Annotated in this window: 29 protein-coding genes and 1 tRNA gene; 20 read left to right on the top strand and 10 right to left on the bottom strand. The window is 64.2% G+C overall.

Features of this window, described 5'->3' with window-relative positions; all coding sequences use genetic code 11:
- Positions 1-354: 354 nt before the first annotated feature.
- The 6 genes from ABIB56_RS05210 (at position 355) to ABIB56_RS05235 (ending at position 4,993) form a co-directional block, all read left to right on the top strand.
- Complete coding sequence (locus ABIB56_RS05210) at positions 355-801, top strand: FAS1-like dehydratase domain-containing protein (protein WP_354567948.1); 447 nt, start codon at positions 355-357, stop codon at positions 799-801.
- On the top strand, positions 798-1,217 hold the full coding sequence (locus ABIB56_RS05215) for a MaoC family dehydratase (RefSeq protein ID WP_354567949.1): 420 nt from the start codon (positions 798-800) through the stop codon (positions 1,215-1,217). The genes ABIB56_RS05210 and ABIB56_RS05215 overlap by 4 nt, the downstream gene beginning before the upstream one ends.
- Positions 1,218-1,219: 2 nt before the next feature.
- Positions 1,220-2,326, top strand: coding sequence for a UDP-N-acetylmuramate dehydrogenase (locus ABIB56_RS05220; protein ID WP_354567950.1), 1,107 nt, complete (start codon positions 1,220-1,222; stop codon positions 2,324-2,326).
- A gap of 17 nt (positions 2,327-2,343) precedes the next feature.
- A complete protein-coding gene (locus tag ABIB56_RS05225; protein ID WP_354567951.1) occupies positions 2,344-3,039 on the top strand; it encodes a PadR family transcriptional regulator in 696 nt (231 codons plus the stop codon).
- A gap of 227 nt (positions 3,040-3,266) precedes the next feature.
- Positions 3,267-4,229, top strand: a complete 963-nt coding sequence (locus ABIB56_RS05230; RefSeq protein WP_354567953.1) for an ATP-binding cassette domain-containing protein — start codon at positions 3,267-3,269, stop codon at positions 4,227-4,229.
- Between the two features lie 8 nt (positions 4,230-4,237).
- A complete protein-coding gene (locus ABIB56_RS05235; RefSeq protein WP_354567954.1) occupies positions 4,238-4,993 on the top strand; it encodes an ABC transporter permease in 756 nt (251 codons plus the stop codon).
- A 6-nt stretch (positions 4,994-4,999) separates the two neighbouring features.
- Here the strand turns inward: ABIB56_RS05235 and ABIB56_RS05240 are convergent, their stop codons facing one another.
- The 6 genes from ABIB56_RS05240 to ABIB56_RS05265 form a co-directional block, all read right to left on the bottom strand.
- On the bottom strand, positions 5,000-5,623 hold the full coding sequence (locus ABIB56_RS05240) for a response regulator (protein ID WP_354567955.1): 624 nt from the start codon (positions 5,621-5,623) through the stop codon (positions 5,000-5,002).
- Positions 5,620-6,774, bottom strand: coding sequence for a sensor histidine kinase (locus ABIB56_RS05245; RefSeq protein ID WP_354567957.1), 1,155 nt, complete (start codon positions 6,772-6,774; stop codon positions 5,620-5,622). Before ABIB56_RS05245 ends, ABIB56_RS05240 begins: the two co-directional genes overlap by 4 nt.
- 34 nt (positions 6,775-6,808) lie before the next feature.
- Positions 6,809-7,621, bottom strand: a complete 813-nt coding sequence (locus tag ABIB56_RS05250) for an ABC transporter permease (RefSeq protein ID WP_354567958.1) — start codon at positions 7,619-7,621, stop codon at positions 6,809-6,811.
- Positions 7,618-8,535, bottom strand: a complete 918-nt coding sequence (locus ABIB56_RS05255; protein WP_354567959.1) for an ABC transporter ATP-binding protein — start codon at positions 8,533-8,535, stop codon at positions 7,618-7,620. The genes ABIB56_RS05250 and ABIB56_RS05255 overlap by 4 nt, the downstream gene beginning before the upstream one ends.
- A 96-nt stretch (positions 8,536-8,631) precedes the next feature.
- Positions 8,632-8,907, bottom strand: a complete 276-nt coding sequence (locus ABIB56_RS05260; RefSeq protein ID WP_354567960.1) for a hypothetical protein — start codon at positions 8,905-8,907, stop codon at positions 8,632-8,634.
- Positions 8,904-10,430 carry a PspC domain-containing protein gene (locus ABIB56_RS05265; protein WP_354567962.1) on the bottom strand — a complete coding sequence of 509 codons (1,527 nt, stop codon included), beginning with the start codon at positions 10,428-10,430 and terminating at the stop codon, positions 8,904-8,906. Before ABIB56_RS05265 ends, ABIB56_RS05260 begins: the two co-directional genes overlap by 4 nt.
- Positions 10,431-10,544: 114 nt before the next feature.
- Here ABIB56_RS05265 and ABIB56_RS05270 point away from each other — a divergent pair, with 114 nt between their 5' ends.
- Complete coding sequence (locus tag ABIB56_RS05270) at positions 10,545-11,717, top strand: ATP-binding protein (protein ID WP_354567963.1); 1,173 nt, start codon at positions 10,545-10,547, stop codon at positions 11,715-11,717.
- On the top strand, positions 11,710-12,366 hold the full coding sequence (locus ABIB56_RS05275) for a LuxR C-terminal-related transcriptional regulator (RefSeq protein ID WP_354567964.1): 657 nt from the start codon (positions 11,710-11,712) through the stop codon (positions 12,364-12,366). The genes ABIB56_RS05270 and ABIB56_RS05275 overlap by 8 nt, the downstream gene beginning before the upstream one ends.
- Before the next feature lie 84 nt (positions 12,367-12,450).
- Here the strand turns inward: ABIB56_RS05275 and ABIB56_RS05280 are convergent, their stop codons facing one another.
- Together ABIB56_RS05280 and ABIB56_RS05285 are read right to left on the bottom strand one after the other, a co-directional pair.
- The gene (locus ABIB56_RS05280; RefSeq protein ID WP_354567965.1) at positions 12,451-13,344 is read right to left on the bottom strand and encodes a hypothetical protein; all 894 of its coding nucleotides are present in this window, start codon (positions 13,342-13,344) and stop codon (positions 12,451-12,453) included.
- Positions 13,345-13,479: 135 nt separating this feature from the next.
- Positions 13,480-14,700 (bottom strand): pyridoxal phosphate-dependent aminotransferase, encoded by a 1,221-nt coding sequence (locus ABIB56_RS05285; protein WP_354567966.1) that lies wholly within the window; start codon positions 14,698-14,700, stop codon positions 13,480-13,482.
- Between the two features lie 204 nt (positions 14,701-14,904).
- Here ABIB56_RS05285 and ABIB56_RS05290 point away from each other — a divergent pair.
- The 5 genes from ABIB56_RS05290 (at position 14,905) to ABIB56_RS05310 (ending at position 17,725) form a co-directional block, all read left to right on the top strand.
- Positions 14,905-14,977: transfer RNA gene (locus ABIB56_RS05290), tRNA-Trp, on the top strand.
- 96 nt (positions 14,978-15,073) lie between these two features.
- Entirely contained in the window at positions 15,074-15,346 is a 273-nt protein-coding gene (secE, locus tag ABIB56_RS05295) for a preprotein translocase subunit SecE (protein ID WP_354567967.1), read from the top strand.
- Positions 15,347-15,452: 106 nt separating this feature from the next.
- Positions 15,453-16,511, top strand: coding sequence for a transcription termination/antitermination protein NusG (nusG, locus tag ABIB56_RS05300; protein ID WP_354567968.1), 1,059 nt, complete (start codon positions 15,453-15,455; stop codon positions 16,509-16,511).
- A gap of 177 nt (positions 16,512-16,688) precedes the next feature.
- Positions 16,689-17,318 carry a winged helix-turn-helix domain-containing protein gene (locus ABIB56_RS05305; RefSeq protein ID WP_354567969.1) on the top strand — a complete coding sequence of 210 codons (630 nt, stop codon included), beginning with the start codon at positions 16,689-16,691 and terminating at the stop codon, positions 17,316-17,318.
- On the top strand, positions 17,315-17,725 hold the full coding sequence (locus ABIB56_RS05310; RefSeq protein ID WP_354567970.1) for a HEPN domain-containing protein: 411 nt from the start codon (positions 17,315-17,317) through the stop codon (positions 17,723-17,725). Before ABIB56_RS05305 ends, ABIB56_RS05310 begins: the two co-directional genes overlap by 4 nt.
- A gap of 93 nt (positions 17,726-17,818) precedes the next feature.
- Here the strand turns inward: ABIB56_RS05310 and ABIB56_RS05315 are convergent, their stop codons facing one another.
- On the bottom strand, positions 17,819-18,145 hold the full coding sequence (locus ABIB56_RS05315) for a helix-turn-helix domain-containing protein (protein ID WP_354567971.1): 327 nt from the start codon (positions 18,143-18,145) through the stop codon (positions 17,819-17,821).
- Positions 18,146-18,168: 23 nt separating this feature from the next.
- Between ABIB56_RS05315 and ABIB56_RS05320 the strand changes: the two genes are divergently transcribed.
- From ABIB56_RS05320 to ABIB56_RS05345, 6 genes are all read left to right on the top strand, one after another.
- Complete coding sequence (locus ABIB56_RS05320; RefSeq protein ID WP_354567972.1) at positions 18,169-18,810, top strand: N-6 DNA methylase; 642 nt, start codon at positions 18,169-18,171, stop codon at positions 18,808-18,810.
- Positions 18,807-20,405, top strand: coding sequence for an Eco57I restriction-modification methylase domain-containing protein (locus tag ABIB56_RS05325; RefSeq protein WP_354567973.1), 1,599 nt, complete (start codon positions 18,807-18,809; stop codon positions 20,403-20,405). Before ABIB56_RS05320 ends, ABIB56_RS05325 begins: the two co-directional genes overlap by 4 nt.
- Positions 20,398-22,932 carry a DEAD/DEAH box helicase family protein gene (locus tag ABIB56_RS05330; RefSeq protein ID WP_354567974.1) on the top strand — a complete coding sequence of 845 codons (2,535 nt, stop codon included), beginning with the start codon at positions 20,398-20,400 and terminating at the stop codon, positions 22,930-22,932. Before ABIB56_RS05325 ends, ABIB56_RS05330 begins: the two co-directional genes overlap by 8 nt.
- Positions 22,933-23,049: 117 nt before the next feature.
- Positions 23,050-23,481 (top strand): 50S ribosomal protein L11, encoded by a 432-nt coding sequence (rplK, locus tag ABIB56_RS05335; RefSeq protein ID WP_354567975.1) that lies wholly within the window; start codon positions 23,050-23,052, stop codon positions 23,479-23,481.
- Complete coding sequence (gene rplA / locus ABIB56_RS05340) at positions 23,481-24,170, top strand: 50S ribosomal protein L1 (RefSeq protein WP_354567976.1); 690 nt, start codon at positions 23,481-23,483, stop codon at positions 24,168-24,170. The genes rplK and rplA overlap by 1 nt, the downstream gene beginning before the upstream one ends.
- Positions 24,171-24,341: 171 nt before the next feature.
- Complete coding sequence (locus tag ABIB56_RS05345; protein WP_354567977.1) at positions 24,342-24,869, top strand: GNAT family N-acetyltransferase; 528 nt, start codon at positions 24,342-24,344, stop codon at positions 24,867-24,869.
- A 9-nt stretch (positions 24,870-24,878) separates the two neighbouring features.
- Here the strand turns inward: ABIB56_RS05345 and ABIB56_RS05350 are convergent, their stop codons facing one another.
- Positions 24,879-25,847, bottom strand: a complete 969-nt coding sequence (locus tag ABIB56_RS05350) for an NADP-dependent oxidoreductase (protein WP_502917557.1) — start codon at positions 25,845-25,847, stop codon at positions 24,879-24,881.
- 85 nt (positions 25,848-25,932) lie between these two features.
- On the opposite strand from ABIB56_RS05350, the gene ABIB56_RS05355 reads away from it, so the two are divergent.
- Positions 25,933-26,715 carry a DUF998 domain-containing protein gene (locus ABIB56_RS05355; RefSeq protein ID WP_354567979.1) on the top strand — a complete coding sequence of 261 codons (783 nt, stop codon included), beginning with the start codon at positions 25,933-25,935 and terminating at the stop codon, positions 26,713-26,715.
- The last annotated feature ends 4 nt before the right edge of the window (positions 26,716-26,719 follow it).

Here is a 26,719-nt window from a genome sequence, read left to right on the forward strand (position 1 = left end):
GAATGTCGGAGGTGCGCCCTATCTTAAAAAAAGTTGGCGACACGCCGAAACACTAGATGTAGTGGAATGACAGGAGTGTCATTCGGGTTATATAGTGGGAACTCACGACGGCGCCGGCTGAACATCCGGTGACGTGGGGGCAAACGGATTTAGATCAATAACTAGAGACTTACGGAGGTCCGAATGGACAACGACAACGACTTCGTCGGCGGCTACGCAGTTCCCGTCGACCCGATGGACGACCTGCAGTGCGACAGCTGTCAGTAGGCACGCAGTACTGAAGGAGTCCGTAGGATTCCCACAAAGCCCCGGACGGCCAGCAGGCCACCGGGGCTTTGTCGTTAAACTCGGATGGTGCCAGTGAACTCTGAACTACAGGGGCGTGTCTTTCCGCCCACCGAGCCGTATCTCGTCGGCCGCGAGAAGATCCGTGAATTCTCACGGGCCGTCTTCGCGACGAATCCGATCAACACCGATGTCGCCGCAGCCAGGGCTGCAGGGTACGCCGACGTCGTCGCACCGCCAACCTTCGCCGTGGTCATTCAGGAACTCACCCTCCACCAACTGCTCTCAGAACCGGATGCGGGCATCGACTTCTCCCGTGTTGTGCACGGCGAGCAGCGCTTCACCTCCACCCGCCCGATCGTGGCCGGCGACGAACTCACCGCCACGCTCACCGTCGCGAGCGCCAAATCGCTCGGCGGTCACTCCATGGTCACTGCCGAATCGAGCATCGTGGATGCCGCCGGAGCCCATGTCGTGACTGCGATCTCGACGCTCGTGGTGAGGGGGGACGCATGATCTCGACAGACTCGATCAGCGTGGGCGAGGTGGTGGCGGAGGCCGAGTTTCGGCTGACGCGCGACTCTCTCGTGCGCTATGCGGGGGCATCCGGGGACTTCAACCCGATTCACTATCGCGACGATGTCGCGCAGTCCGTCGGGCTGCCCGGGGTGCTCGCGCACGGGATGCTCACCATGGGCATCGCCGTGCAACCCGTGATCGACTGGGTGGGTGACCCGGCGAAGATCGTCGACTACCAGGTGCGTTTTACCCGGCCTGTGCCGGTCGATGCAGCCGAGGGCGCGACGGTCAACGTGGTCGCGAAGGTGGGAACTATCGATATCGAAGCGGGTATCGCCCGCATCGACCTCACCGTCACTTTCGGGGGCGAGACGGTGCTCGGCAAGGCGCAGGTTCGCGTGAGCCTGGACTAGCCGTGGATCTGTCGCAACTCACGACGCTCCGTGTCGGAGGGCCGGCCGCCGAACTTCTCGCCCCGACGGATGCCGCGGAACTCGTTGAGACCACGCTCAGGGTCTGGGCGACCGGCGACGACTGGCTCGTGCTCGGCGGAGGCTCGAACGTGGTCGTGGCCGACGACGGCTTCGACGGCAGCGTCATCCGCGTGGTGACACGTGGCATCGAGCGCCTTGACGGCGAAGCGGGAACCGTGTGCCTGAAAGTGCAGGCTGGCGAGCCATGGGACGAGCTCGTCGCCTACGCTGTCGACCACGGGTGGGCAGGCATCGAGGCGCTCTCCGGAATTCCCGGGTCAAGCGGTGCCGCCCCGATTCAGAACATCGGCGCCTACGGACAGGAGCTCGACTCGAGCCTCGTCGCCGTCGAGTTTCTCGACTATCTCAGTGGCGAGCTACACCGGCTGCCCGCGGAAGAACTCGAACTCGGTTATCGCACCTCGGCACTCAAGAATGGACGGCGTGGGCTCGTCGTCTCGATCGAACTGCGGCTCACCGAGAACGCGGATGCCCTCAGCGACCCGATCGCCTATCCGCAGCTCGCGACCGCTCTCGGCGCCAGGCTCGGCGATCGCCTGCCGCTGTCGCAGGTGCGCGACGCCGTTCTCGCGCTGCGGGCTGCGAAGGGAATGCTGCTCGATGCGGCCGACCCCGATTCGGTGAGCGCCGGATCCTTCTTCACCAACCCGATCGTGAGCGCGGAGTTCGCCCGGGAGCTTTCCGCGGACGCCCCGCGCTGGCCGATCGAGTCGAACGAGGCTGAACCAGTGGTGAGCCTGCTCGATGCCTACCGGCCGCAGGACCTGCCGGCGCGCGCATCCGCGACAGATCGCCGTATCAAGCTCAGCGCGGCCTGGCTGATCGAGCACGCCGGGGTCACCCGCGGATTCAGCCTGCCGGGTTCGCGTGCAGCCGTGTCGAGCAAACACAGTCTCGCACTGGTGAACACCGGGGGAGCGACAGCTGCGGAGATCGCCGAACTCGCGCGCTACCTGCAGACGCGGGTGCTCGGAGCCTTCGGCGTCATCCTGCAGCCGGAGCCGATTCTCGTTGGTGTTCACGTGTGACGATTTAGAATCGGGGCATGTCTTCCTCTGACACGACCCGCATTCTGGTGCTTGGCGCGGCCCAGCTCTTCGAGCCGGTGAACGGCTATCAGCTGCGACGTGAGCTGCTCTCCTGGCAGATCGAGACCTGGGCGAACGTGAACCCCGGATCGATCTATTCGATGCTGACCACCCTCACCAAGCAAAGGATGCTCGATAGAGCCGACCTCGTGCATCACGAGGGCGCGAGACCCGTCGCCGTGTATTCGACGACCGAAGCAGGCCGTAGAGAACTGCTGCAGCTCATCCGCCGTGGTCTCACCACCGTGCTGCCTTTCGACCAGACGACCGTCTATGCGGCGCTGAGTCTCATGGTTCCTTTCTTCACTCGTCAGGACGTGATCGGGCTGCTTAGCGAGAGGGTCGCGAGTTTGAGGGAAAGCGCTGACCAGACGAGGGAGAAGGTGCGGATACTCGAGGAGACCGGAAGCGCGCCGCCTCACGTCGCACCCCTCGTCGGGATGGCCGCCGTGCTGGGCGAGGCGGAGGCTGCCTGGGTGCAGTCCTTCATCGAACGACTTCGCGCCGGCGAGATGATCTTCAGCGGGGAGAGCGGGATGAACGAATGGAAACCGCTGGCGAACGATCCCGGCTGGGAGATGGTCGCCGAGCAAGCGGCCTATCTCGCGCAGCTGGATCGCACAGACGTGGAGTCCGGACGGCCACACCAGTAGCCCGACGTCTGTGCCTCGCCGTCGGTGCCGCATCCGCGGTCCGTGCACTGCGGTTAGTGCCAAATGAAGGCACCGACGGTCCTCGACTCCCTGAATCATTGGCGCACATCTTCACAATGGGCGGCACTGCCTTCATTTGGCACTCTTGTCACTTCGGTCGGGGGAGCGGCAGCACTTGACATTGCCATATTCAAAGTTGAATAATCAATGTTGAACAAGGAGATGCGATGATTCACGCAACTGCACTCGCGCGCACATTCCAGACTAAGCGCGGAAAAGACAGGTCAGAGGTCAAGGCTGTCGCCGGTGTCGACATCGACGTGGCTGAGGGCGAGATCGTGGGCTTCCTCGGCCCGAACGGCGCAGGAAAGACCACGACACTGCGGATGCTCACGACGCTGCTGAAGCCCACCTCCGGCAGTGCGACAGTCGCCGGTCACGACCTGCTGGCCGATCCGGTGGCCGTGCGCCAGAGCATCGGCTACGTCTCGCAGAGCGGCTCGACCAGCAGCAACGCGATCGCAGGCGAGGAGATTGTCTCGCACGGGATGCTCTACGGCGTCTCCCAGAAACAGGCGACGGATCGCGGCCAGGAGCTTTTCGACCAGCTCGATCTCGACGGCATGTGGCTGCGCAAAACGAAGACCCTCAGCGGGGGACAGCGTCGACGCCTCGACATTGCAATGGGTCTCGTGCACGACCCGCGGCTCGTCTTCCTTGATGAGCCGACCACGGGTCTCGACCCGCAGGCTCGCGCCAACCTCTGGATGCACATCTCCGACCTCCGAGAAAAGCGCGGAAGCACCGTCTTCCTCACCACGCACTACCTCGACGAGGCCGACGCTCTCTGCGATCGCATCCTGGTGATCGACTGCGGTGTGATCGTCGCGAGCGACACCCCCGACGCACTCAAGCGCGGCGTCTCCGGCGACCTGGTCTCACTGGTCGTCAACGATGTAGCGGATGCCGCCGCCGCGGCGAACACGCTGTCCAGGGTCGCGGAGGGCGAGACCTCCACCGACGGCCTGCTGGTGAGCGCTCGGGTGCGCGACGGCGGCAAGGCGATGCCCGACCTGCTGCGAGCGCTCGACGCATCCGGTGTCTCCCTCGAGTCGATCGAGGTCAGGCGCCCCACTCTCGACGATGTCTTCCTCACCATGACTGGGCGCTCACTGCGCGAAAACGCCTAAGGACTGCCATGACCTTCTTCCGCGACACCTCCATCGTCTTCCGCCGCCAACTGCGGCTCTCACTGCGCGAGCCGGCCTGGGTCGCCATCGGGCTGCTGCAGCCGGTGCTCTACCTCGTTCTCTTCGCTCCGCTGCTCAAGCCGATCGCGGCACAGCTCGGAACCACCAACGCCTACACGCTCTTCGTTCCGGGGCTGCTGGTGCAGCTCGCCATCTTCGGCGCCCTCTTCGTGGGCTTCGGGCTGATCGGCGAATACCGCGACGGTGTGATCGAAGCCGAGCGGGTGACCCCGGCCTCGCGCACCGCGCTGTTGCTCGGCCGAGTACTCCGCGATGTGCTGCAGGTCGCTGTGCAGGGCGCGATACTCCTCGGTCTTGGACTGCTCTTCGGGATGACCGGATCCGGTTTCGGCATCATCCTCGGCTACGTGTTGGCCCTGATCCTCACCGGGGCGATCGCTGCCGCCGGGTACGCCCTGGCCCTCACGGTGAAGACCGAGGACTCGTTGGCCGCGGTGGCGAACGGTGTCTCGCTGCCGCTGCTGCTGCTCAGTGGCATCCTGCTGCCGATGACGCTCGCTCCACAGTGGCTGCAGACGCTTTCGGACGTGATCCCGGTCAAGCACATCGTGCAGGGCATTCGCGACCTGTTCGTCGGAAGCGTCTGGACCGCCGGAACGCTGTGGGCCGTGATCTGGACGATCGTTCTGGTGGTCGCAGGCATTTGGATCGGGACGCGCACCTTTCGTCGGCAGAACGCGTAGCGGCGATCAGCGAGGCAGGAGGCCAAGCTCCATCGCGAGGGTGACCGCACGCGTGCGGTCGCCCACACCCAGCTTCTCGAAGACGTGCAGCAGATGCGTTTTGACCGTGGCCTCGCTGAGGAACAGCGCCTTTGCGATCGACGGATTGCTGTTGCCCCTGGCGACCAGGGCGAGCACCTGGGTCTCCCGTTCGCTCAGCGTCGCGGTCGGGGGTTTCTTCACCCTGCGCACGAGCAAGGCGGCGATCGATGGTGCGAGCGCGACCTCACCACGGGCGACCGAGCGGATGCCGGCCAGTATTTCCTCCTGCGGCGCCGCCTTGAGCAGGTAGCCGCTCGCACCCGCTTCGATCGCGGTGAGGATGTTCTCGTCAGTCTCATAGGTGGTCAACACGACGATGCGGATGTCCGGATGGTCGGCGAGGATCCTGGCGGTCGCCTCGTCCCCGTCGAGTACGGGCATCCGCAGGTCCATCAGCACCAGGTCGGGCGTGAGCTCCGCGGCGAGCGAGACGGCCTGCGCGCCGTTGGCAGCCTCGCCTACTACCTCGATATCCGGCGCTGCCTCCAGCAGTGCGACGATTCCGCTGCGCACGATGGGGTGGTCGTCGGCGACGAGCACCCGGATCACGTGGTCACGACCAGAGGAAGCGAGACCTTGAGCGTGGTGCCAGAACCCGGGGCGCTCACTATCTCCAGGCCGCCGCCGACCAGTGCGAGCCTGTCGCGCATACCGGGCAGGCCAAAGCCTGAAGTCGGCGTCGTGGGGTCGAACCCGTCACCGTCGTCGCGCGCCGTGAGAGTTGTTCGCCCGTCCAGCGTGTGGAGGTCGAGGCTCGCGCTGACAGCGCCCGAGTGTTTGCGCACATTCGCGAGGGCCTCCTGTGCGCTCCTGAGCAGCACGACCTCGGTGTCGCGATCGAGGTCGGCAGCGGCATCCGCCCTCACGCTGACGGCGATGCCGGTTTCGCGCTGAAAACGTGCTGCGAGTCGTTCGAGGGCTGGCGCGATGCCGGCGCCGAGTTCGATCGGTGCGCTCGCCGCCACCAGAGAACGGGTCTCGACCAGGGCATCCCGCGCGCTTTCCTCGAGCAGTTCGAGCTGCTCGGCAAGGGGCGCGAGGTTGCCGCCGGCCAGTTCGCGCTGCGCTCGCTGCGACAGCATCACGACGCCGGTGAGGCTCTGCGCGATCGTGTCGTGGATCTCGCGGGCGAGCCGCTCACGTTCGCTCATCACGCCCGAGTCGCGGCTGAGCGCGCTGAGCTGCTGTTGGGCGGCGGTCAGTTCCTCGAGCAACAGTTTGCGCTCATTGCTCAGCTCCGCAATGCGGCTGATCCACAGGCCGAGGGCGAGACTGCCGACGAGCGAGATGCTTTCGATCACCGCGGTCTGAAGATAGTTGTCCGCGGTCGCACCGAGGCTGACGATAAATCCGGCGCTCACGGCGAGGGCGAGGGCGACGTTTGCGACGATCGCAAACCGGGTCGATTCGATGAGAGTCCAGATGAGCGGAAAACTGATCGCCTGGATGACGGCAGTTTTCGGCGAGCATCCGACGACCACACCGGAAGCGACGATGAGCAGCAGCGAGAACGGAACGGCGAACCGTCCTGTTCTCAACGCCGTGCGGCCCATCGTCAGGTAGGCGAGAGTGAGAACTCCGAGCGTTACCCATGCGCCGATCCGCTGGCCTTCCGTCGGGGCGAAGGTCAGTCCGGCGAGCAGTGCGAGCACGACGATGGCCGTTCCGACGAACACGTCCCACCAGCGATTGCCGCTCACAGTCCTAGCTTCCCATTCGATCCGTGCGATGTGTTCAGGAGTCCTTACGGATCCACCGGAAGGTGAAGCGCGCGGCGACGAGTCCGCCGACCAGCCAGATCGCCAGTACCAGGGCGACGAGTCCGAGATCCCATGTACCGTTCTGCTCGACCTTGGCGAACGACTCCGGCAGGAAGACCGAGCGCATGCCCTGGGCCATCCACTTCAGCGGAAATACGGATGCCACATTCTGCAACCAGGTCGGCAACTGTGAGAACTGCAGGTACACCCCGCTGATGAACTGCAGTACGAGCACGATCGGGATGATCACGGCTGTCGCGCTCTTGCCGGAGCGCGGGATACGCGACAGCGCGATCCCCAGAACCGCGGAGGTCGTAATGCCGAGCAGGTATACCCAGACGAAGGTCAGCCACCTGCCGCCGTCGGTCGGCAGCGCAACGTTGAAGGCGAAGCGCGCGATGAGCAGCAGCAGCACGATCTGGGCGAGGGAGGTGAGGAACACCTGGCCGAACTTGCCGATGAAATACGAGACGACAGGAAGCGGCGTGCCACCGAGACGCTTGAGCGTGCCGTCGCCGCGTTCCACCGCGATGTCGACGGCGAGGTTCTGCACGCCGCTCAGCAGGATGCCGGCAGCGATCATGCCCGGCACGTAGAAGGCCGCGGCGCTGATGCCGCCCGAGCCGTCCGGATTGGTACCGAAATTGCCGGCCGCACTGAAGGCGACGGAGAAGATCGACAGCATCACTATCGGAAAAAGGAAGGTAAAGAAGATGGTGTCGCCCTGGCGGAAATAGATGCGGGTCTCGTAGCGGGCGCGGCTCAGGCCGAGTGCGATGGCGTTCATGCGAGTTCCTTTGCTGCGGCTGTCGTGTTTGCTGAGCCTGTTTCATTAGACAAGCCTGTCGAAGCATCGTGTGCACCCACCAGTTCGAGATACACGTCTTCGAGGCTCGGCCGGATGATCTCCAGGCCGCTCGGCTCGGTTCCGGTCTCCGCGTAGAGTCGCGCGACGAGGCCGGCGGGTTCGGTGGTGCGTTCCTCGTGCCGACCGTTCTGGTCGTGCCAGCGGACTACGGGGGTGCGGGCATCCGCGTCACCGATCTCGTCGATCGTGCCGATGTCGATGAGCTTGCCGCTCGCGATCACCCCGGCCCTGTCGCTGAGCTGCGCGGCCTCGTCGAGATAGTGGGTGGTGAGCAGGATGGTGGTGCCCTCACGTTTGAGCGAACGGATCAGCTCCCAGAATTCGCGTCGGGCCTCCGGGTCGAATCCGGTGGTCGGCTCGTCGAGGAACAGCAGCTCCGGCCGCCCGATCACCCCGAGCGCGACATCGACCCTACGACGTTGGCCGCCGCTCAGGGATTTGATACGGGTCTTCGCCTTATCGGTCAGGCCGACGGCTGCGATGACCTCGTCCACGTCGCGCGGGTTGGGGTAGAAGCCGGCGAAATGCGCGAGCTGCTCCCTGACGGAGACATTGCCGCTCTCGCCACTCGATTGCAGAACGATGCCGAGGCGGGCTTTCCAACCGAGACCGCCATGTTGCGGGTCGATGCCGAGCACGCTCGCCTCTCCACTCGTGCGATCGCGATAGCCTTCGAGGATCTCGATGGTGGTGCTCTTACCTGCACCGTTCGGGCCGAGGAGCGCGAAGGTCTCCCCGCGCTGAATATCGAAACTCACGCCGTCGAGGGCGGCGAAACTGCCGTACTGCTTGCGAAGGTCGCGCACGCTCACGTGCGACTCGGAGGATGTCATGCACTCATAGTGCGCGCACGCCGGTCGGTGCGACAACGGTGTATCGGCTGGAACTGCATCAACCGATCGGTGGATGCGCACTCCGCAACTCACCGGCTAGCGGGAGGCGGAACCTCGGCGGAGCACCGCGAGGAGTCCGAGCAGCAGCACCAGGCCGCCCACCACGAAGGCCGCCAGCAGTCCGAAGCTCGCGGGCGTGAGCCGCGACATCCAGGCCACGAAAGCGAGGCGGTTGTCAGCGGAGCCGACGATCACCATCACCGTCACCGCGATCGCGATCGCGATCAGACCCCAGGCGATCGCACCCCAGCGGATGCGCGGCTTCGCCAGGGATGCATCGGAGGCTACGGGAATCATTTCGGTGTCGCTCACTGTGTCGCTCCTCCGTCGGTGGTGATGGGCGGCTGGGCTGCCAGATTCACGGTGCCGTTGCCCTGCCAGATTCTTACCGTCACATCCCTGCCACCGGATCCGACGGTTGTGCGATAGAGCTTCTCGCCGGTGGCAAGCATGGTTGATGTCGTCGGGTCGAGTTTCACCTCCACGCTGCCATCGTTCTTGTTGACGTAGTGCGTTTTCTGCAGGTTACCCTCTCGCATCGTCGCCTCGACGTGCACTGTCATGGTCGTCGGCACGTCGATTGTGATGGTGCCACTTCCCTGCCAGATGTCGATGACCTCTCCGTCCCTCGCTCCACGACCATCGTCGGTCAGATAAATGCTGCCGATCACCTGCGCATATCGCCCAGGCTCTGAGAGAGGGCGGGTATAAGCGACTGCGGGCAACAGCTCTCGATCCCGCGGCACGAATGCCGTCAATACGGTGACCAGCACCAGGACCACCGCGACGAACCCCAGGAACCCGCTGCGCCGGCGGAGCGCCCCAGCGACGATGATCACGGCACCGACAGTGAGGGTTGCGGCGCCGAGACCGACCACGGCTTCGGCACCGAGCCAGTCGCCGTTGCCGGTCAGCATCACCGCGACGGCGCCCCCAATGACGAGGGCGGCTCCGAGCGTGATGGCGACATAGGCGGCCGGTATCCGCGGATTGGCACGACGATATTGGCGTCGCCGCTCGGCCCAGGCGACAGCATTGGCCGCTGAGCGTTCGCGGGCTTCGGCCCATCGCTGCATCCGCAGTTCGCGTTGGGATGCCGCCTGCTGCCGTTTCCACGCGTCGTGCTGGCTTCTCCACTCGGCCTGCTGCTCACGCCAGGCCGCGAGCTCGTCCTCCTGGGCTCCGAACGCCGGCTGCACAGGCGGCGCGACCGGCTCCTCGACCGCTGTCGAGCCGAGGGTGAGGAGAGCGGCATCCGACGCGAGCGCATCCTCTGGCAGGTCGGGAACCGTGTCGGGGCGGTCGTCCGTCGTCGCGGGAATCGTCTCCGGAACCATCGTGCGTGCTCGATGTGCACGCCGCACGAACCATATGGCGAACCAGATGCCGACGCCGATGAGCAAGAGAGTCCACAGCGAGCGCCCGACAGCGGCGATGCCCGAGTCGCTGTAGGGCCAATAAGACAGAGCGAGGGCCCAGAAGCCCTGCGCTACCGGCAGGAAGCCGATGAGGAAGATGGCGACTATTCCGAGCATCGCCCGGTCGAAGACGCCACGCAGCATCCGCTCGAGGTGGATGCGGTTCTCGAGGTCGGGCAGCAGCAGCCAGGCCACCGCGTAGAGGAGGAATACCGGCCCTCCGAGCACGCCGACCACCACGACGATGCCGCGCACGATGACAGCGTCGATGCCGATGCGCTGGGCGATCCCGGCGCAGACCCCACCGATCCAGCCAGGCTGGCGTGGCACGTCGAGGTCGCGCATCCAGTCGAAGAAGCGGTTGCGGGCCTTCGCATCTGGTTCGAGTACCGGATCCGGTGTTTCTGTTGCAGGCATGGATCGATAGTCCCGTGTCGGAGGCCGTGGCCGCTATCAGGCTTTCCCCTGACCCGACCCTGAGCTTTGATCGGTCTCACGTCAGCGACGACGGAAGTCTGCTTGGATGCACTGGTGACCACCGAGATTCTCCGCCCGCACCTGACGCGTCCGCGTCGGGTGTTGCTGAGCGGAGTCTGCGCGGGGCTCGCCGCACATCTCGACATGCCGGTGTGGCGCATCCGACTACTCGCTGTCGCGCTCGCAGCCTGCGGGGGTGCCGGAATCCTGCTCTACCTCTGGCTGTGGGCGTTCACGCCGCTCACCCCTGCCGAGTCGAAGGAGTCGTCGCGCGTGCAGCGGCTTCTCCCGGTGGCGGCGATCCTGTTGGGATTCGAGACTCTCGCCACCTTCACCGCCGCCTCCTTTGCGACGCCGTACCAAAGCTTCGCGCTGAATCCGGGTATTCCGGCGACAGTGCTGCTGGCGGCTGCCGCCGTGTTCTGGACGGTTGTGTTCGACCGTCGGGACCTCGGACGCACCGAGCGCACCGGCGTGGTCATCCGGTTCCTCAGTGCACTCCTGCTGATGGTGACGGCTACGGCGCTGCTTCTGGCCGCCTGGCCGCCCAGGGCGGCGACCACAGTATCTGCGGTGTTCATGTTTTTGTTCGCGATCGGTATCCTCGTGGCGCCCCAGCTGGCCCGCACCTGGAAAGACCAGATGGGCCAGCGCGCCGCACGGGTGCGCGAGATTCAGCGGGCGGAGATAGCCGCGCACCTGCACGACTCCGTGTTGCAGACCCTCGCGCTCATCCAGAATCGGGCCGGAGCCTCGAGCGAGGTCGCCCGGTTGGCCCGCGCGCAGGAGCGTGAGCTTCGCGACTGGCTGTTCGCCGGCACCACTCCCGTCGGCGACGACTTCGCCGCCGAGGTGAGGGAGGTCGCCGCGGCGATCGAGCTCGACTATCCGGCCAGGGTGGAGGTCGTGGTTGCCGGGGAGTCCACCGGGCCGTCCAACGCCGCGATGCTCGCTGCCACTCGCGAGGCCATGGTCAACGCCGCACGGCACGTCGGCGGGGAGATCTCGGTCTATCTCGAGCTCTCGGCCGCGGCATCCGATGTCTACGTGCGTGACCGTGGGCCGGGCTTCGACGTGGACGCCCTCCCCGCCGACCGGCTCGGCGTGCGTGAATCCATCATCGGACGGATGTCGCGAGCCGGCGGTTTCGCGACGGTCGCCCCCGGGCTCGGCGACACCGGCACCGAGATCCACCTGCACCTCGAAACGGAGCGCACCGATGCCTGAGCCGACCACCGTCGTCATCGTCGACGACCATTCCATCTTCCGGTCAGGGCTGCGCTCGGATCTCGACGATTCTGTGCGGGTCGTGGGCGAAGCCGCGGATGTCGACTCCGCCGTCACGATGATCGCCTCTCTTCTGCCGACAGTCGTGCTGCTCGACGTGCACCTGCCCGGCGGTGCGGGCGGTGGCGGATCGGAGGTGCTGCGCCGCAGTTCCGGCATCCTCGGGAGCACCCGCTTCCTGGCGCTCAGCGTCTCGGATTCCGCGGAGGACGTCGTGGGTGTCATCCGTGCCGGCGCCCGCGGGTATATCACCAAAGGCAGTTCGGGCGCGGAGGTCAGCCGCGCGATCGCAGCCGTGGCTGCGGGAGACGCTGTCTTCTCGCCGCGGCTCGCGGGGTTCGTGCTCGACGCTTTCGGCGCGGTGGCTGGAGAACAGGCCGAGACGAGTGACGAACTCGACAGGCTGTCGGCGCGGGAGCGCGAGGTGATGCGACTCATCGCTCGCGGCTACGCCTACAAGGAGGTCGCGGCCGACCTCTTCATCTCGATCAAGACCGTCGAATCCCACGTCTCGGCCGTGCTGCGCAAACTGCAGTTCTCCTCGCGCCACGAACTCACGGCCTGGGCGCTGGAGCGCAAACTGCTCTGATTGCGGTTCGTCTCCCGTCGAGTTGCGGCGTGTGGTGGTTCATCCGCCGCACCAACCACCACACGGCGCAACTCGATTCCTGCATCAGCGTCGGCTGAGAACGGAGCGCACGCGTTGGAGCAGCTCAGCCGGATTTCCCAGGTCGTCAGAGTTGACCAGGATGACGTACCAGTCGTCCGCCTCCAGCCGTGAAATGCGGGTCATGTCGGCGCGATACCGAGCCGGATCACGGTGAAAATCGCTCTGATATTCGACGATCACCCGTTTGTCCGGAAACGCGAGGTCCGCGCGGTAGCGGAATCCCTCCGACGTCGTGATCGGTAGGTTGACCGCGAGCCCGGTCAATCCGCCCGTCACGAAGATCACTCTCAGGTGTGATTCCCGCGGTGACTCCGATCGGTCGTCGAGTAGGCCAACAGCCAGCTGGAGAGTTCGGATGCCGCGACGATTCGAGAAGCGGTCGACGGCATTCCGAAGAGCCGCTTCGTTCGTCGAGGGAAGCCGCCAGTGGATGAGGAAGTCGCCGGCGGCGACGAGCTCGGCGACCGTGAGCGACATCGCGAGCTGGCACCAGGTCCGTTCGGGGGTGCTGATCCGGAGGCCATGCCATTCGCGCACCTCCATGGCTGAGGTGTGAAAAGTGTGCCCCCGGATGTTCCGGCCGGAGATCGCGCGATGCGGTGGCGGCACGGCCACGTGAACTACTTTCGATCGCTCGTGTCGCGATGGTAGTGGCACGCCCATGATCACCGCCGCGGTGACGCCGCAGAAGTAGGCGTGGTTCGGCAGCTTGTGCTGCAGGGCGCGGCACAGTTCGACGATTCCGAGCTGCTCACGGGTCGGCACGTGCACACCGCGAAATGGGCGTTGCAGGTCCGCTCCCCGGAGACGATTTCTCGTGATTCCGGTCGCGATCGCCTCTTCCGAGGTGAATGGTGCGGTGATGAAGGGCTCGGGTAGCGGTATGCGCGGTTTCATCCGACACAGGATGCTCCGTTGCCCGGGGGCTTCGCTGCATCCGTCCACAGCCAGCCGGAATCCCGTCGAGTCGCGGCGTGTGGTGGTTCATCCGCCGCACGAACCACCACACGGCGCAACTCGAAGGGAGGGCAGCTAGCCGAACACCCGCTGCAGCCGCGCAACACCCTCGGCGAGTGCATCGTCGCCGAGGGCATAACTGAAGCGCAGGTATCCGCTCGGTCCGAAGGCTTCACCGGGCACGGCGGCCACTTCGGCCTGGTCGAGGATGAGGTCGGCGAGTTCGAGGGAGGAGCCGGGGACAACCCCGCCCCATTCCCGACCGAGCAGGCCGGAGACATCCGGGTAGACGTAGAAGGCACCCTGCGGGGTCGGACAGTGGATGCCGTCGATCGCGTTGAGCCCCGCGACGATGGCTTGGCGACGCCGATCGAAGGCCTGCCGCATCTGCTCGACGCTGTCCTGCGAGCCGGTGAGGGCTGCGATCGCGGCGCGCTGCGACACGTTGGACACGTTGGACGAGAGGTGCGACTGCAGGTTGCCTGCGGCCTTGATCGCATCGGCGGGTCCAATCATCCAGCCGACGCGCCATCCAGTCATGGCGTAGGTCTTCGCGACGCCGTTGACCAGGATCGTGCGGTCGGCCAGCTCTGGAACGGCCTCGACGATCGAGACAGCGGTGGTCGCCTGCCCTGAGCCTGTCGAAGAGTAGACGAGCTTCTGGTAGATCTCGTCGGTGATCACCCAGAGTCCGTGCTGGAGCGCCCACTCGCCGATCGCCCTGGTCTGCTCCGGCGAGTAGACGGCGCCCGTCGGGTTGGAGGGCGACACGAACAGCAGCACCTTCGTGCGGTCGGTGCGCGCGGCTTCGAGCTGTTCGATGCTGACCAGGTAGTTCTGGTCAGCGCCAGCGAACACCTGGACGGGCACTCCGCCGGCGAGCTTGATGACCTCCGGATAGGTGGTCCAGTGGGGGGTCGGAAGGATCACCTCATCACCGGGGTCGAGCAACGACGCGAAAGATTCGTAGACGGCCTGCTTGCCGCCGTTGGTCACGACGACCTGGCTCGGGGAGACCGTGAGCCCGCTGTCCTTGAGGGTCTTCGCAGCGATTGCCTCGCGAAGCTCGGGGAGGCCGGCCGCCGGCGTGTAGCGGTGGTTCTTCGGGTCGCGTGCGGCTGCGACCGCGGCATCCACTATGTGGTCCGGTGTGGCGAAGTCGGGCTCGCCCGCCGCGAAACTGATTACCGGCCGTCCGGCGGCCTGGAGGGCTTTCGCCTTGGCATCCACTTTGAGGGTCGCGGATTCGGCGATGGCCGCGATGCGGCGGGAGATTCGGGGGAGCTGTTCAGTCACCAGCCAAGCTTAAAGCGATAGCGTGGATGCTCCGGGTGGAGCTGCCCGCACCCAGCTTTGCGGTCCGCCAAACGGTGACCTACACTGGTTCGAGGTAGTTGAAATCTGCCATCATTTCGTATGCCCATTTGTGGTCGGATCTGCGGATCGGGCCCGGGGCACAACCCCGTGTGAGCGTACGAAGTGTGGCTATTTCGGCTCCGAAGGGCGGTGGCTCAATTGGTAGAGCAGCGGTCTCCAAAACCGCAGGTTGCAGGTTCAAGTCCTGTCCGCCCTGCAGCTCGGTTCGTGCATCCCTGCACGAATCGGCAGATGGACTCGAAGTCTGAGCGCAAGCGATGACAACGAGGACAGTTTCCGGAAGGTAGTGACAGTGGCGCGAAAAGTCATCGACGAACCCAGTGAGGATATCGTCGCGAACGCCAGAACGGATCGCGGTAACAGCCGTGGTCCTTTTGGTCGACTCGCCCTGTTCATCCGACAGGTAATCAACGAACTCAGGAAAGTCGTCACGCCGACCCGCAAGGAGTTGGTGAGCTACACCGGGGTCGTTCTGGTCTTCGTCGTCATCATGATGGCGCTGGTCTACGGCCTCGACCTGGTTTTCGCCTTCGTGGTGAATTTCACGTTCGGTAAACCTACCTAGCAACCGATGTGGCTCTCTCGCAGGGAGGGTCGCCCAGGGGGCGAGACTCCCGAAACGTGCTGGCGCAAAGCGTCAGAGCACCACCCAAGAAATGGAATGAGATTCAGTGTCTGGAACAGAGCGCGACGATATCGACCTCGCGACTGCCGCGGAACAGTCCTCTGAGGAGGACGAAGCCCAGGAGGGCAACGAGCTCGCAGCCGACGAAGAGTCGGTCGAGTCCTCCGAGGAGCGCGCACTCCACGTGATCAATGAGGGCGACGATGACGAGGATGGCGAGCGCGACGTCGAGGCAGACCTCGAAGCCGCTCTCGACGCTGTCGAGTCTTCTGTCGATCCAGAAGCCGACGCCGTCGTCACAGACGCACTGGACGTCGATTCGTCGGATGAGGCGGAAGCCGCCGTCGAGGCGACGGATGACGAGGTCGGTTTCGTCGAGCCTGAAGAGGCTGAGGTCGTTTCCTTCGACGACGCTTTCGAGGCCGAGATCGAATCCGAGCTCGCCGAGCAGAGCGCCGCGGATGAAGCCACCGACGGAGAGCCGGCCGAGGTCGACCCTTACGAGGAGTTCCGCCGCGAGCTGAAGGCCGCTTTTGGTAAGTGGTATGTCATCCACTCCTACGCGGGCTTCGAGAAGCGTGTGAAGCAGAACATCGAGAACCGCAAGGTCTCCATGGCCATGGAGGACTACGTCTACCAGGTCGAGGTGCCGATGGAAGATGTCGTCGAGATCAAGAACGGTCAGCGCAAGCTCGTCAACCGCGTGCGCATCCCCGGCTACGTTCTGGTTCGCATGGACCTGAACGAAGACAGCTGGTCTGTCGTGCGTCACACCCCTGGCGTCACCGGATTCGTCGGCAACTCGCACAACCCGACGCCGCTTCGTTTCGAAGAGGCGTTCAACATGCTGAAGAGCCTCGTGCAGATCGTGGAGGCCCCGGTCAAGACCGGTGCCAAGGGGGGCAAGGTCGTCAACCGTTCGATTCCGCAGGAAGTCGACTTCGAGATCGGCGAGACCATCACGATCAAGGAGGGTTCGTTCGCGGGCCTTCCCGGTTCGATCAGCGAGATCAAGCCCGAGAGCGGCAAGCTCACCGTGCTCGTCTCACTCTTCGAGCGTGAGACGCCGGTCGAGCTCAGCTTCGAGCAGGTCACGAAGCTCTAACTAGTAGTGGGCTCGACAATCGGCGCGTCCCTCTCGGGTGACGCGCCGATTTGTCACTGAGCGGATGTTATGCCGGTCGCCGGGTCATCCGCGGTCGTGAACCGTCAGCCCGCGCTGCATCCGCGAGAAGCGCGTCGGCTCTTGGGTGTCGATGTAATGGAGGATAAACTCCGTTATATGAGAACTGAGGCGCCACTCCTCGCCCCGATCTTTCGGTCGGATGGTCAGGCGCGCCTTCTCGCCACTCTGCTGCTTGCCGGCGAGGAACTGAGTCTCACCGACCTCGCGGAGCGCTCTGACCTCGCGTATACGACCACGCACCGCGAGGTTGCCCGCCTCGTTGACGCCGGGATCCTCGTTCAACGCGAGATCGGGCGCACTCGTCTCGTCCGCGCCAACGCTGACAGCCCCCTCGTCGGGCCGTTGCGCGACATTCTCACCGTCAGCGCGGGTCCAGCCGTGTTGCTTGCCGCGTCCTTCGCGGACATCCCTGGTATCGACAATGCTTTCATCTACGGGTCCTTCGCGGCCCGGATGCGCGGCGTTGACGGGCCCGCGCCGAACGACATCGATGTCATGGTGATCGGTTCGCCGGATGTCGACGCGATCTACGACGCATGTACCAGCGTCGAGGTCGAGGTGCATCGACCGGTGAACCCCACGATCCTTCGGCTCGACGAGTTCGGGCAGGATTCCGGCTTTCTCAATAGTGTTCGAGCGAGCCCTGCGGTGCCTGTCGTCGGAGAGCTGCCGTGGCACGGATCCGGTTCACTTCTGCAGAGCAGGCGGCGGTCGACGTTCTCGTGACAGCGAGGCGAATCGATTCGGTTCCTTCGGACGCACAGCGGGCCGCCGCGTTCCTCCGTCAAGCCGATGAGCGCCTCGCCGAACTCGAACGATTGAGCAGTGCTGTGGTCAAGTACGGGGTCGCCTACGACGCCGCTCATGACGTCGGCGAGGCACTGCTCGCCGCTTACGGCTACCGCACGACCACTGGGCCCGGTCAGCACGAGGCGCTCGGGCGGTTCCTTCGTGCAGTGCTCGACTTTCCGCCCGCAGAGAGGGCAGCGGGCGAGTTCGACCGTCTTCGACGCGCACGCAATCAGGATAGATACGAGGCGAAGACCGTGGGGGCCGCCGACGCAGCGAAGGCTGAGCGCGTCGCGCGGGAACTGTATTCGGCGGCCGTCGGGCGCGGCGCACTCCAGCCATAGCAATCAGCGATCGGCCACACTAACGGCGCGTCACCTTCGGGCGACGCGCCGTTAGTTCATGATGCGGTTAGGGCGAGGTAACGAATCACAGAGCTACTGCGCTGTCCTGCGGCGACGATCGCCTTCGGGCGCCACGAACAGATCCATGGAGAGCCCGTCGATGAACGTGCCCGGCTCGACATGGAGGGCGATCGCAATCCTCACCAGGGAGTGAACACTCGGCAATGTGCGGCCATTTTCGTACGCGCGAATATTCGACGAATCGATTCCGCTCCTTGCTGCCAACTCGTCTTGCGTAACCGCCAGCATTCGCCTGCGATCGCCGATCCGCCGGCCAACGAAGGTGGCGGCTTCAGATGGGACTCGGGGCATCCCACAAGCCTCATGGTGCCCGGGGTCGTGTGCCAGAGCGATGGTCACCGGGTACTTGTACTCTCTAACCTATGCGGATATCTGAGGCAGCAGTCGAGCGCCTCGTTCGGTCGCGTCAGCGCGTCGCGGATCATGGTGAAGTTTTCACGCCAACCTCGCTCGTCAACGACATGCTCGACCTCGTCAAGTCGGAGACGGAACGCATCGACTCGCGCTTTCTCGAGCCCGCCTGTGGTTCAGGCAACTTCCTGGTTCCTGTACTCGAGCGCAAACTCGCGGTGGTCAAGCGTCGCTACCGCAGCAGCGACTTCGAGACACGCAACTACGCGCTCCTCGCCCTCATGTGTATCTACGGCATCGAACTGCTGCCCGACAACGTCATCGAATGTCGCGCGCGGCTCCTAAGTGTGTTCTCCGAATTTGTGAAGGTCCGCCAGGAGGATGCGTTCTGGCACGCGGCCGAACGTGTGCTCGCCCTCGGCATCGTGCAAGGTGATGCGCTGTCGATGACCGGTGCCTCGGGAGAACACATCACTTTTCCCGAGTGGGGTTACCTCGGGCGCGGAAAGTTTCAGCGCAGAGACTTCCGGTTCGACGACCTGACTCAGCGTTCTTCGGCCGGCATCGGGCTCTTCACTCATCTGGAGGAGCACGAGGTCTTCGTGCCGGTGCGCACCTTCCCCGCTATGTCGGTACAGGAGCTTGCCGCATGAGCGAGACGGTCGCACAGGCGACGTTCGCGCTCGCGGGTCATAACCCCGATGTGCTCACCTGCATCGCGAACCTCTCGAATGATGAGATCTTCACACCGCCCGCCTTCGCCAACCAGATGCTCGACACTCTCGAGCTCGCCTGGGCCGAGTCGAACGATGGCGCCTCGATATGGTCGGACTCCGCGGTCACCTTCCTCGACCCGTTCACCAAGTCGGGAGTCTTCCTTCGGGAGATCGTCGCGCGGCTGGCGGTGGGACTCGCCGACGAGATCCCCGACCTGCAGGAGCGCGTCGATCACATCCTCACCAGGCAGGTATTCGGTGTCGGGATAACGACGCTGACCAGCCTGCTCGCCCGACGCAGCGTCTACTGCTCGAAGTACGCCAACGGCGTCCATTCGATCGCGAAGTCGTTCAACCGAGACTGGGGCAATATCTGGTTTGAGCGCACGGAGCACACGTGGGTCGGCACGAAGTGTGCCTATTGCGGTGCGGGCAAGGCGGAGTTCTCTCGTTCGCCTGACCTTGAGACGCACGCCTACGCCTTTATCCACACAACCGATATCAAAGCGCTTCTCGCGCGCATGTTTGGAGCTGACGTGCAGTTCGATGTGGTCATCGGGAACCCGCCCTACCAACTTGACGACGGCGGTCACAATAATTCCGCTGCCCCGATCTACCAGCACTTCGTCGACAGCGCCATTGCGCTCGATCCACGCTTCATAGTGATGGTCACTCCGTCGCGATGGTTTGCCGGAGGTCGCGGCCTCGATAAATTCCGCGAGCGGATGCTCACTTCGCACAGGCTGCGTCACCTGGTCGATTACCCCAAGCTGTACGACGCGTTTCCCGGCGTCAAGATCAGAGGAGGAATCTCCTACTTCCTGTGGGATCGTGAACATGAAGGTAGCTGCACGATCCAGACGATGTGGGACGGCACCCCCGTTGGGCCGTCTGTAGCCAGGCAACTTGACGCATTCGACATACTCGTTCGCCGAAACGAGGCCGTGTCGATCCTTGAGAAAGTTCGCGACAAAGACGAACCGACGCTGGACGCTCGTGTCTCGGCTGGCAAGCCCTTCGGTCTGCGAACTTTCTTCCACGGTAAGTCATCGCCGGATGGGCTGAAAGAAGCGACCAAGCTCTATGGCTCGCAAAAAATTAGTTGGGTCGAACGTGAGGATGTTCCGCACCACCGCGCGTGGATTGACGACTGGAAGGTCTTGATGACAGCGGTGCAGGGCACCAGCGCCGCGGTGGAGACAAAGTTCCTCAGCAAGCCGATCATCGCCGGCCCCGGAACCGCTTGCACCGAGACTTATCTCGTGGCTGGGCGATTCGCCACCGAGGAAGAGGCAACGCGGTATGCGGGTTACCTCCGATCGCGTTTTGTTCGATTCCTGGTGTCTCTGCGCAAGTCGACCCAGCACGCGAATAGAGACGTTTATGCATTTGTCCCCGACCTCGATGCCGATCAGGTTTGGGACGATGGCAAGCTCTACGCACGCTACAACCTGACCAGCGATGAGGTCGCGTTCATCAAATCTCAGGTCGCTAATCACGACGGCATCGGGCGGGACGAGGCTGATGCCTAAGACCGACGAGCAGCTTTTCGTGCCGAAGGCCGATTCGCGCCTCCGCATCTACGCATACTCGATCGACGACGAACCGCACGCCGGCCAGCTGAAGGTCGGACAGACCACGCAAGACGCCAAGACGCGCGTCGCACAACAGCTCAAGACTGCCGCGATCGAGAACTTCACAATCGAGTTGGTTGAATTCGCCGATCGTGAAGACGGAAGTACGTTTAGCGATTTCGCGGTGCGCGGTCGACTTACGGAGAAGGGTTTCGCGAACCCGACGCTCGAGTGGATGACTTGCAGCGTTGAGGACGTCAAGACCGCGATAACCGAACTGCGGACGGGCGTGACATTTTCGGGAACCCACCACCTCGATTTCAGGATGCGCGCCGAGCAACGAGCGGCAGTCGACAAGACCTACAATTATTTCCAGTCCCGCTGGATAGAGGATTCGGATGCCGTGCCCGAGTTCCTGTGGAACGCGAAGATGCGCTTCGGCAAGACGTTCACGGCCTACCAGTTGGCGCGACGGCTGGAAGCGAAGCGCATCCTGGTGGTGACCTTCAAGCCAGCGGTCGAGGATGCCTGGCGCACCGATCTCGAATCGCATGTCGACTTCGACCGGTGGCAGTACCTGTCGCGGGCCTCCGGTGGCGATCCGGAGAGCGCCGACCCCGAGCATCCGCTCGTCTATTTCGGATCGTTCCAGGACCTGCTTGGCCGGGATGCCGCCGGCAACTTCAAGGCGAGACACAGGTGGTTGAGCGAGCTGGGTTGGGACCTCGTGGTATTCGACGAATACCACTTCGGTGCGTGGCGTGACACGGCCAAAGAGCTGTTCGAAGGCGAAGACGAGACCGCGACCAAGAAGGAGACCGAACTCGAATTCGGCGGAGCTCTCGAGACCTTTGCCGAAGAACTCGAGGTGCTCGGCAGTGTGGAGGATGCATTCGTTCCGGTGCGCGCGGGCGCCTATCTGTACCTCTCGGGCACGCCGTTCAAGGCGCTCGCCACCGGTCGGTTCATCGAGGAGCAGATCTTCAACTGGACCTACACCGACGAGCAGCGCGCCAAGGCAGAATTCACCGAGCAGCACCCGGGCGAGCGCAATCCCTATGCGGGTCTTCCCGAGATGCGGCTGCTGACGTACCAGATGCCCGAAGAACTGACCGCGATCGCCGCCCAGGGCGAATTCGACGAGTTCGACCTCAACGCGTTCTTCGAAGCGAAGGATGTGGGGGTCGACGCGGAATTCGTGCACAAGGACGACGTGCAGAAGTGGCTCGACATCATCCGCGGATCGTATGCCCCCACGCAGGTCGACGCTCTGAAGGCGGGGCAGCGCCCGCCCTTCCCCTATTCCGACTCGCGACTGCTGCCGTACCTCCAGCACTCGATCTGGATGCTGCCGCGCACGGCGTCCTGCGCCGCGATGGCCAACCTCCTCGCGGAGAAGCAGAACGTCTTCTGGCACGACTACTCGGTGGTGAACGTTTCGGCGCCCGACGTCGGAGTCGGGCTCGACGCGCTGCCGCCGGTGCGCGCGGCGATCGGCAATGGACACGATACCAAGACGATCACGCTGACCGTCGGCAAGCTGACGACCGGGGTGACGGTGAAGCAGTGGTCGTCGATCCTCATGCTGCGCAACCTGAAGGCGCCGGAGACCTACTTTCAGGCAGCGTTCCGCGTTCAGTCCCCCTGGACCATCGCGAACCCGAACGGTGATGATCCGAATGCCGAGGAGATCCTCAAACCCGTCTGTTTCGTCTTCGACTTCGCACCCACCCGGGCGTTGCGCCAGATCGCCGAATACGGTGCGGGTCTCTCGCCCGAGATGCGGAACCCCGAGAAAGCCGTCGAAGAACTGGTGAAGTTCCTACCGGTGCTCGCCTACGACGGCTCCCACATGACCCAGGTGGATGCTGGCGGCATCCTCGACATCGCCATGGCAGGCACCTCGGCCACCCTCCTCGCCCGAAAGTGGGAATCGGCAATCCTCGTCAATGTCGACAACGAGACTCTGCGCAAGATTATGGACTCACCGGCTGCGATGAACGCGGTCATGAACATCGAGGGGTTCCGTGCACTGGGCTCCAGCGTCTTCGAAACCGTTGTCAACAAGTCCGAGGCGGTGCGCGACACCAAGAAAAACAAAGGCGACGAGCTGACTCAGACCGAAAAGCGGGAGCTGACGGCGGAGGAGAAAGAGTACAAAAGCAAGCGGAAGCAGATCCAGGAGAAGCTGATCAAGTTCGCCACCCGCATCCCGGCTTTCATGTATCTCACCGACTTCCGCGAGAACACCCTGCAGGATGTCATCACCAAGCTCGAACCCGAGTTGTTCAAGACTGTGACCGGCCTCACCGTCGAAGACTTCAACCTGCTCGTCTCGCTCAATGTCTTCAATGCCGCGCACATGAACCAGGCGGTATTCGCTTTCCGTCGGTATGAGGACGCCTCCCTGGCCTACACGGGGATCGAGTCGAACGGCGGTCGCCGCAATGTTGGCCTGTACGACACAGTGGTCGCAGTCGACTGATCCGCTTTGGCCGTGTAATCTGTATAAGTTGCCCACCCAGGCACATCACCGCGTCCCGGATTCGCCGGGGAGGCGGGAGCGCTGCTCATCCGAGCAGCACGACACGAAGGAAAAACAATGGCACCGAAGAAGAAGGTCACGGGTCTGATTAAGCTTCAGATCCAGGCCGGCGCCGCGAACCCCGCGCCGCCAATCGGCCCCGCGCTGGGCCAGCACGGCGTGAACATCATGGAGTTCTGCAAGGCATACAACGCCGCGACCGAGTCGCAGCGTGGCAACGTCATCCCGGTGGAGATCACCGTCTACGAGGACCGTTCGTTCACGTTCATCCTCAAGACCCCGCCGGCAGCCGAGCTCATCAAGAAGGCGGCAGGCGTCGCCAAGGGCTCAGGCACCCCGCACACCTCCAAGGTGGGCAAGCTCACCAAGGACCAGCTCCGCACGATCGCCGAGCAGAAGATGGTCGACCTGAACGCGAACGACGTGCAGGCCGCAGAGAAGATCATCGCGGGCACCGCCCGTTCGATGGGAATTACGGTGGACGTATAATGGCTAAGAAGTCGAAAAACTACCGCGCCGCCGTCGAGAAGCTCGAAGAGGGCAAGTTCTACACCGCCAATGAGGCCGTCGGCCTGGCTCGCGAGACCGGCTCGAAGAACTTCAACTCGACCGTCGAGGTCGCGCTGAAGCTCGGTGTCGACCCCCGCAAGGCAGACCAGATGGTTCGCGGGACGGTTATCCTCCCTCACGGCACCGGCAAGACCGCCCGCGTCATCGTGTTCGCAACTGGTCCGGCCGCTGACGCCGCGATCGCTGCCGGCGCCGACGAGGTCGGTGGCGACGAGCTGATCGAGAAGGTGGCTGCTGGCTACACCTCGTTCGACTCCGCCGTCTCGACCCCGGAGCTCATGGGTAAGGTCGGTCGTCTCGGAAAGGTACTCGGCCCACGTGGCCTCATGCCCAACCCGAAAACCGGAACAGTGACGCCCGACGTCGCGAAGGCTGTCAACGAGATCAAGGGCGGAAAGATCGAGTTCCGCGTCGACAAGCACTCCAACGTGCACTTCATCGTAGGCAAGGCGGCTTTCGAGGCCACCCAGCTTGAGGAGAACATCAAGGTCGCGCTCGACGAGATCATCCGCTCCAAGCCGAGCTCGGCGAAAGGCCGCTACATCCAGAAGGGCACCGTCACGACCACCTTCGGTCCTGGCATCCCGCTGGACGTCAACGCGTTCTAAGCAGTGTGAAAAAGGGGGTCCGCGTCACGCGGGCCTCCTTTTTCGTCGTCTGGGCAGCATCCGAAAATGCAGGAGAATCGAAGTGATCTGCGCAAGACAGCGCCGCAAGCGACGATTCGCGGCGGATGTCCTGCATTTTCGGTGCGGAAGGCGAGAGAAGAGGAGCGCGACATGAGCGTGACGGTTCGAGCAGCGACTGCGGATGACGCGAGCGCCCTGCACGATGTGGCGGCGGCCACCTTCGCACTCGCCTGCCCTCCCGGCACCACCCAGGCCGACATCAACGACTTCGTCAGCACCCACCTCTCGATCGAACGGTTCGCGCAGTACCTCAGCGATGCCGACCGTGAGCTGTTCGTCGCCGTCGACGGCGACTTCCTCGGTTACACGATGCTGGTGTACGCGGAACCGAGTGACGCGGATGTCGCGGCGGCCCTCACGGTGCGCCCGACGGTGGAGCTCAGTAAGGTCTACGTGCTCCCGAGCCAGCATGGCGCCGGGGTGTCATCCGCCCTTATGGCAGCCACTATGGATGCCGCCCACGGCCGCGGGGTCGCCGCGGTCTGGCTCGGCGTGAACCAGGAGAACGGCCGCGCCAACCGGTTCTACGAGAAGCACGGATTCCAGGTCGTTGGCACGAAGAAGTTCCTGGTCGGCGACCAGTGGCACGACGACTACACGCGGGAGCGCGTGTTCTAGCCACACGCCCTAGGTCTCGCTCGAAACTTTCAGCACGATCTTGCCGCGGGTGTGACCGCCCTCGATCGCCGAGTGTGCCTCCGCGACCTGCTCGAGGTCGAACACCTGGTCCACGTTCACGTGCACGTCGCCCGACTCGAGCAGCCGAGCGATGATGGCGAGCATCGCACCGTCGGCGGAGACCTTGTAGGTGGTGGCACGGATGCCGGCAGCCGCGGCATCCTCGATCAGCGTCGGCCAGCTGCCGCTCGGCACGTTGATGAGCAGGCCGCCCGGTCGCAGCACGGAGAGTGATCGTGTTCCGGTGTCGTCGTGCACGTTGCCCACCAGGTCGATCACGACGTCGATGTTGTCGAGTAGGTCTTCGAAGCGGGTGGTGCTGTAGTCGATTACTTCGGATGCCCCAAGCTCACGCAGCCAGCTGGCGTTGCGTTGCGATCCGGTCGCCACGACATGAGCGCCGAAGTAGGAGGCGAACTGCACGGCGAAGTGGCCGACACCTCCCGCGGCGGCGTGGATCAGCATCCGCTGTCCCTCGTGCGCCTTGGCAATCTCGACCACCACTCCCCACGCGGTCATGGCCGCGGTGGGGATGCCCGCGGCTTCGAGGTGCGACAGCCGTGTCGGTTTGCGGGCCACGCTGATGGTGGGAACTGTGACGTACTCCGCATAGGTTCCGTCGGCACGCGGCACAGCCACCATGCCGAAGACCTCGTCACCGGGCTTGAACTGGTAGGCCTCATAGGGACTCTCGACGACGACGCCGCTGAAATCCCGTCCGAGGATCGCCGGATAGCTCGCGATGCTGCCAGCGACGCCTCCGCCCGCGCGTGTTTTCGCGTCGATCGGGTTGACTCCGGCCGCCATCACCCTGACCAGGACCTCCGAGTTCACTTTCGTCGGTCGTGGCACCTCGGACAGCGTCAGGACCCCCGGATCCCCGGTGGCCGCGATCACCATTGCTCGCATCGTGGTCATGCCCTCAGTAAAGCCGTCCAATGATTCGCCGGTGTTACGACGGTGTCACTTGGAGGCTAACAATGAGAGCCCCTAACATTCAGGAATGAGCATCGTTGCCGTCACCCGCACGAGGCGCGCAACCGTCGAGCTCGTCGGGACCGTCTTCGGTTCGGTCTGCGTGCTCGCCGCTTTGCTGATCATCTGGGTCGCACGGGTCTCGACAGCGCGTGATGTCTATGTGAGTGAGCTCGGGGCGCGGGGCGAACCGACGGCGAAGTGGTTTGAGGCGGCATTGCTGCTGATCGTGCTGGGTGGGAGCCTGATCGCTTATGCCGGTCGCGGCATCCGTTCCCGGCTGCCCGTTCTGCGGGCCTGGACGCCGGCACTGTCTCTCTGGATCGGATGCGCCTTCTTTCTTGTGGCGTCGCAGGTGCCGTGCACGACCGGATGCCCGCTGCCGGTCGGAGCGTCGTTCGACTGGCAGGATTTCGCGCACACCCTGGTGGCGGTACTCGCGTTCGGGGCCGCCTGTTGGGCCATGCTGCAGATCTCCTTCGCCAGCGGCCAGCGCGCTCTCGCCGTCGTCTCACTGTCAGCGGGTATCGCCGTCGCCATCATCGCGGGTGCGGGCGGCATCATGTCGCTCGCGCGTTTCCAGTCGGACTTCGGCAGCCGACTCGAACTCGTCGCAACCACCATCGCGCTCGGCTGGCTTCTGGTTCTCGGTGCGGTGATCGCCGGTCGCCTCGCTGTCGGGCGTGTTGTGGCCAGTCCGCAGGTGCCGATCCTGGTGCCTGTCGAGAATCCCACGGCTGATCCGGAGCCCGCCGTTCCCCTCGCTGACCGCCTGCCACGGCGACAGAAGCTGGGCGCCACGGGGGTATGAAGAG

This window comes from Glaciihabitans sp. UYNi722 (assembly GCF_040549465.1).
Classification (GTDB): domain Bacteria; phylum Actinomycetota; class Actinomycetes; order Actinomycetales; family Microbacteriaceae; genus Lacisediminihabitans.

What these genes read in the sequence shown, in the direction of transcription:
- ABIB56_RS05215 (WP_354567949.1), top strand. Translation starts at nt 798, where the DNA reads ATGATCTCGACAGACTCGATCAGCGTGGGCGAGGTGGTGGCGGAGGCC.
- ABIB56_RS05225 (WP_354567951.1), top strand. Translation starts at nt 2,344, where the DNA reads ATGTCTTCCTCTGACACGACCCGCATTCTGGTGCTTGGCGCGGCCCAG.
- ABIB56_RS05230 (WP_354567953.1), top strand. Translation starts at nt 3,267, where the DNA reads ATGATTCACGCAACTGCACTCGCGCGCACATTCCAGACTAAGCGCGGA.
- ABIB56_RS05235 (WP_354567954.1), top strand. Translation starts at nt 4,238, where the DNA reads ATGACCTTCTTCCGCGACACCTCCATCGTCTTCCGCCGCCAACTGCGG.
- ABIB56_RS05250 (WP_354567958.1), bottom strand. Translation starts at nt 7,621, where the DNA reads ATGAACGCCATCGCACTCGGCCTGAGCCGCGCCCGCTACGAGACCCGC.
- ABIB56_RS05255 (WP_354567959.1), bottom strand. Translation starts at nt 8,535, where the DNA reads ATGACATCCTCCGAGTCGCACGTGAGCGTGCGCGACCTTCGCAAGCAG.
- ABIB56_RS05265 (WP_354567962.1), bottom strand. Translation starts at nt 10,430, where the DNA reads ATGCCTGCAACAGAAACACCGGATCCGGTACTCGAACCAGATGCGAAG.
- ABIB56_RS05275 (WP_354567964.1), top strand. Translation starts at nt 11,710, where the DNA reads ATGCCTGAGCCGACCACCGTCGTCATCGTCGACGACCATTCCATCTTC.
- ABIB56_RS05280 (WP_354567965.1), bottom strand. Translation starts at nt 13,344, where the DNA reads ATGAAACCGCGCATACCGCTACCCGAGCCCTTCATCACCGCACCATTC.
- ABIB56_RS05305 (WP_354567969.1), top strand. Translation starts at nt 16,689, where the DNA reads ATGAGAACTGAGGCGCCACTCCTCGCCCCGATCTTTCGGTCGGATGGT.
- ABIB56_RS05320 (WP_354567972.1), top strand. Translation starts at nt 18,169, where the DNA reads ATGCGGATATCTGAGGCAGCAGTCGAGCGCCTCGTTCGGTCGCGTCAG.
- ABIB56_RS05325 (WP_354567973.1), top strand. Translation starts at nt 18,807, where the DNA reads ATGAGCGAGACGGTCGCACAGGCGACGTTCGCGCTCGCGGGTCATAAC.
- ABIB56_RS05330 (WP_354567974.1), top strand. Translation starts at nt 20,398, where the DNA reads ATGCCTAAGACCGACGAGCAGCTTTTCGTGCCGAAGGCCGATTCGCGC.
- rplK (WP_354567975.1), top strand. Translation starts at nt 23,050, where the DNA reads ATGGCACCGAAGAAGAAGGTCACGGGTCTGATTAAGCTTCAGATCCAG.
- rplA (WP_354567976.1), top strand. Translation starts at nt 23,481, where the DNA reads ATGGCTAAGAAGTCGAAAAACTACCGCGCCGCCGTCGAGAAGCTCGAA.
- ABIB56_RS05345 (WP_354567977.1), top strand. Translation starts at nt 24,342, where the DNA reads ATGAGCGTGACGGTTCGAGCAGCGACTGCGGATGACGCGAGCGCCCTG.
- ABIB56_RS05350 (WP_502917557.1), bottom strand. Translation starts at nt 25,847, where the DNA reads ATGACCACGATGCGAGCAATGGTGATCGCGGCCACCGGGGATCCGGGG.
- ABIB56_RS05355 (WP_354567979.1), top strand. Translation starts at nt 25,933, where the DNA reads ATGAGCATCGTTGCCGTCACCCGCACGAGGCGCGCAACCGTCGAGCTC.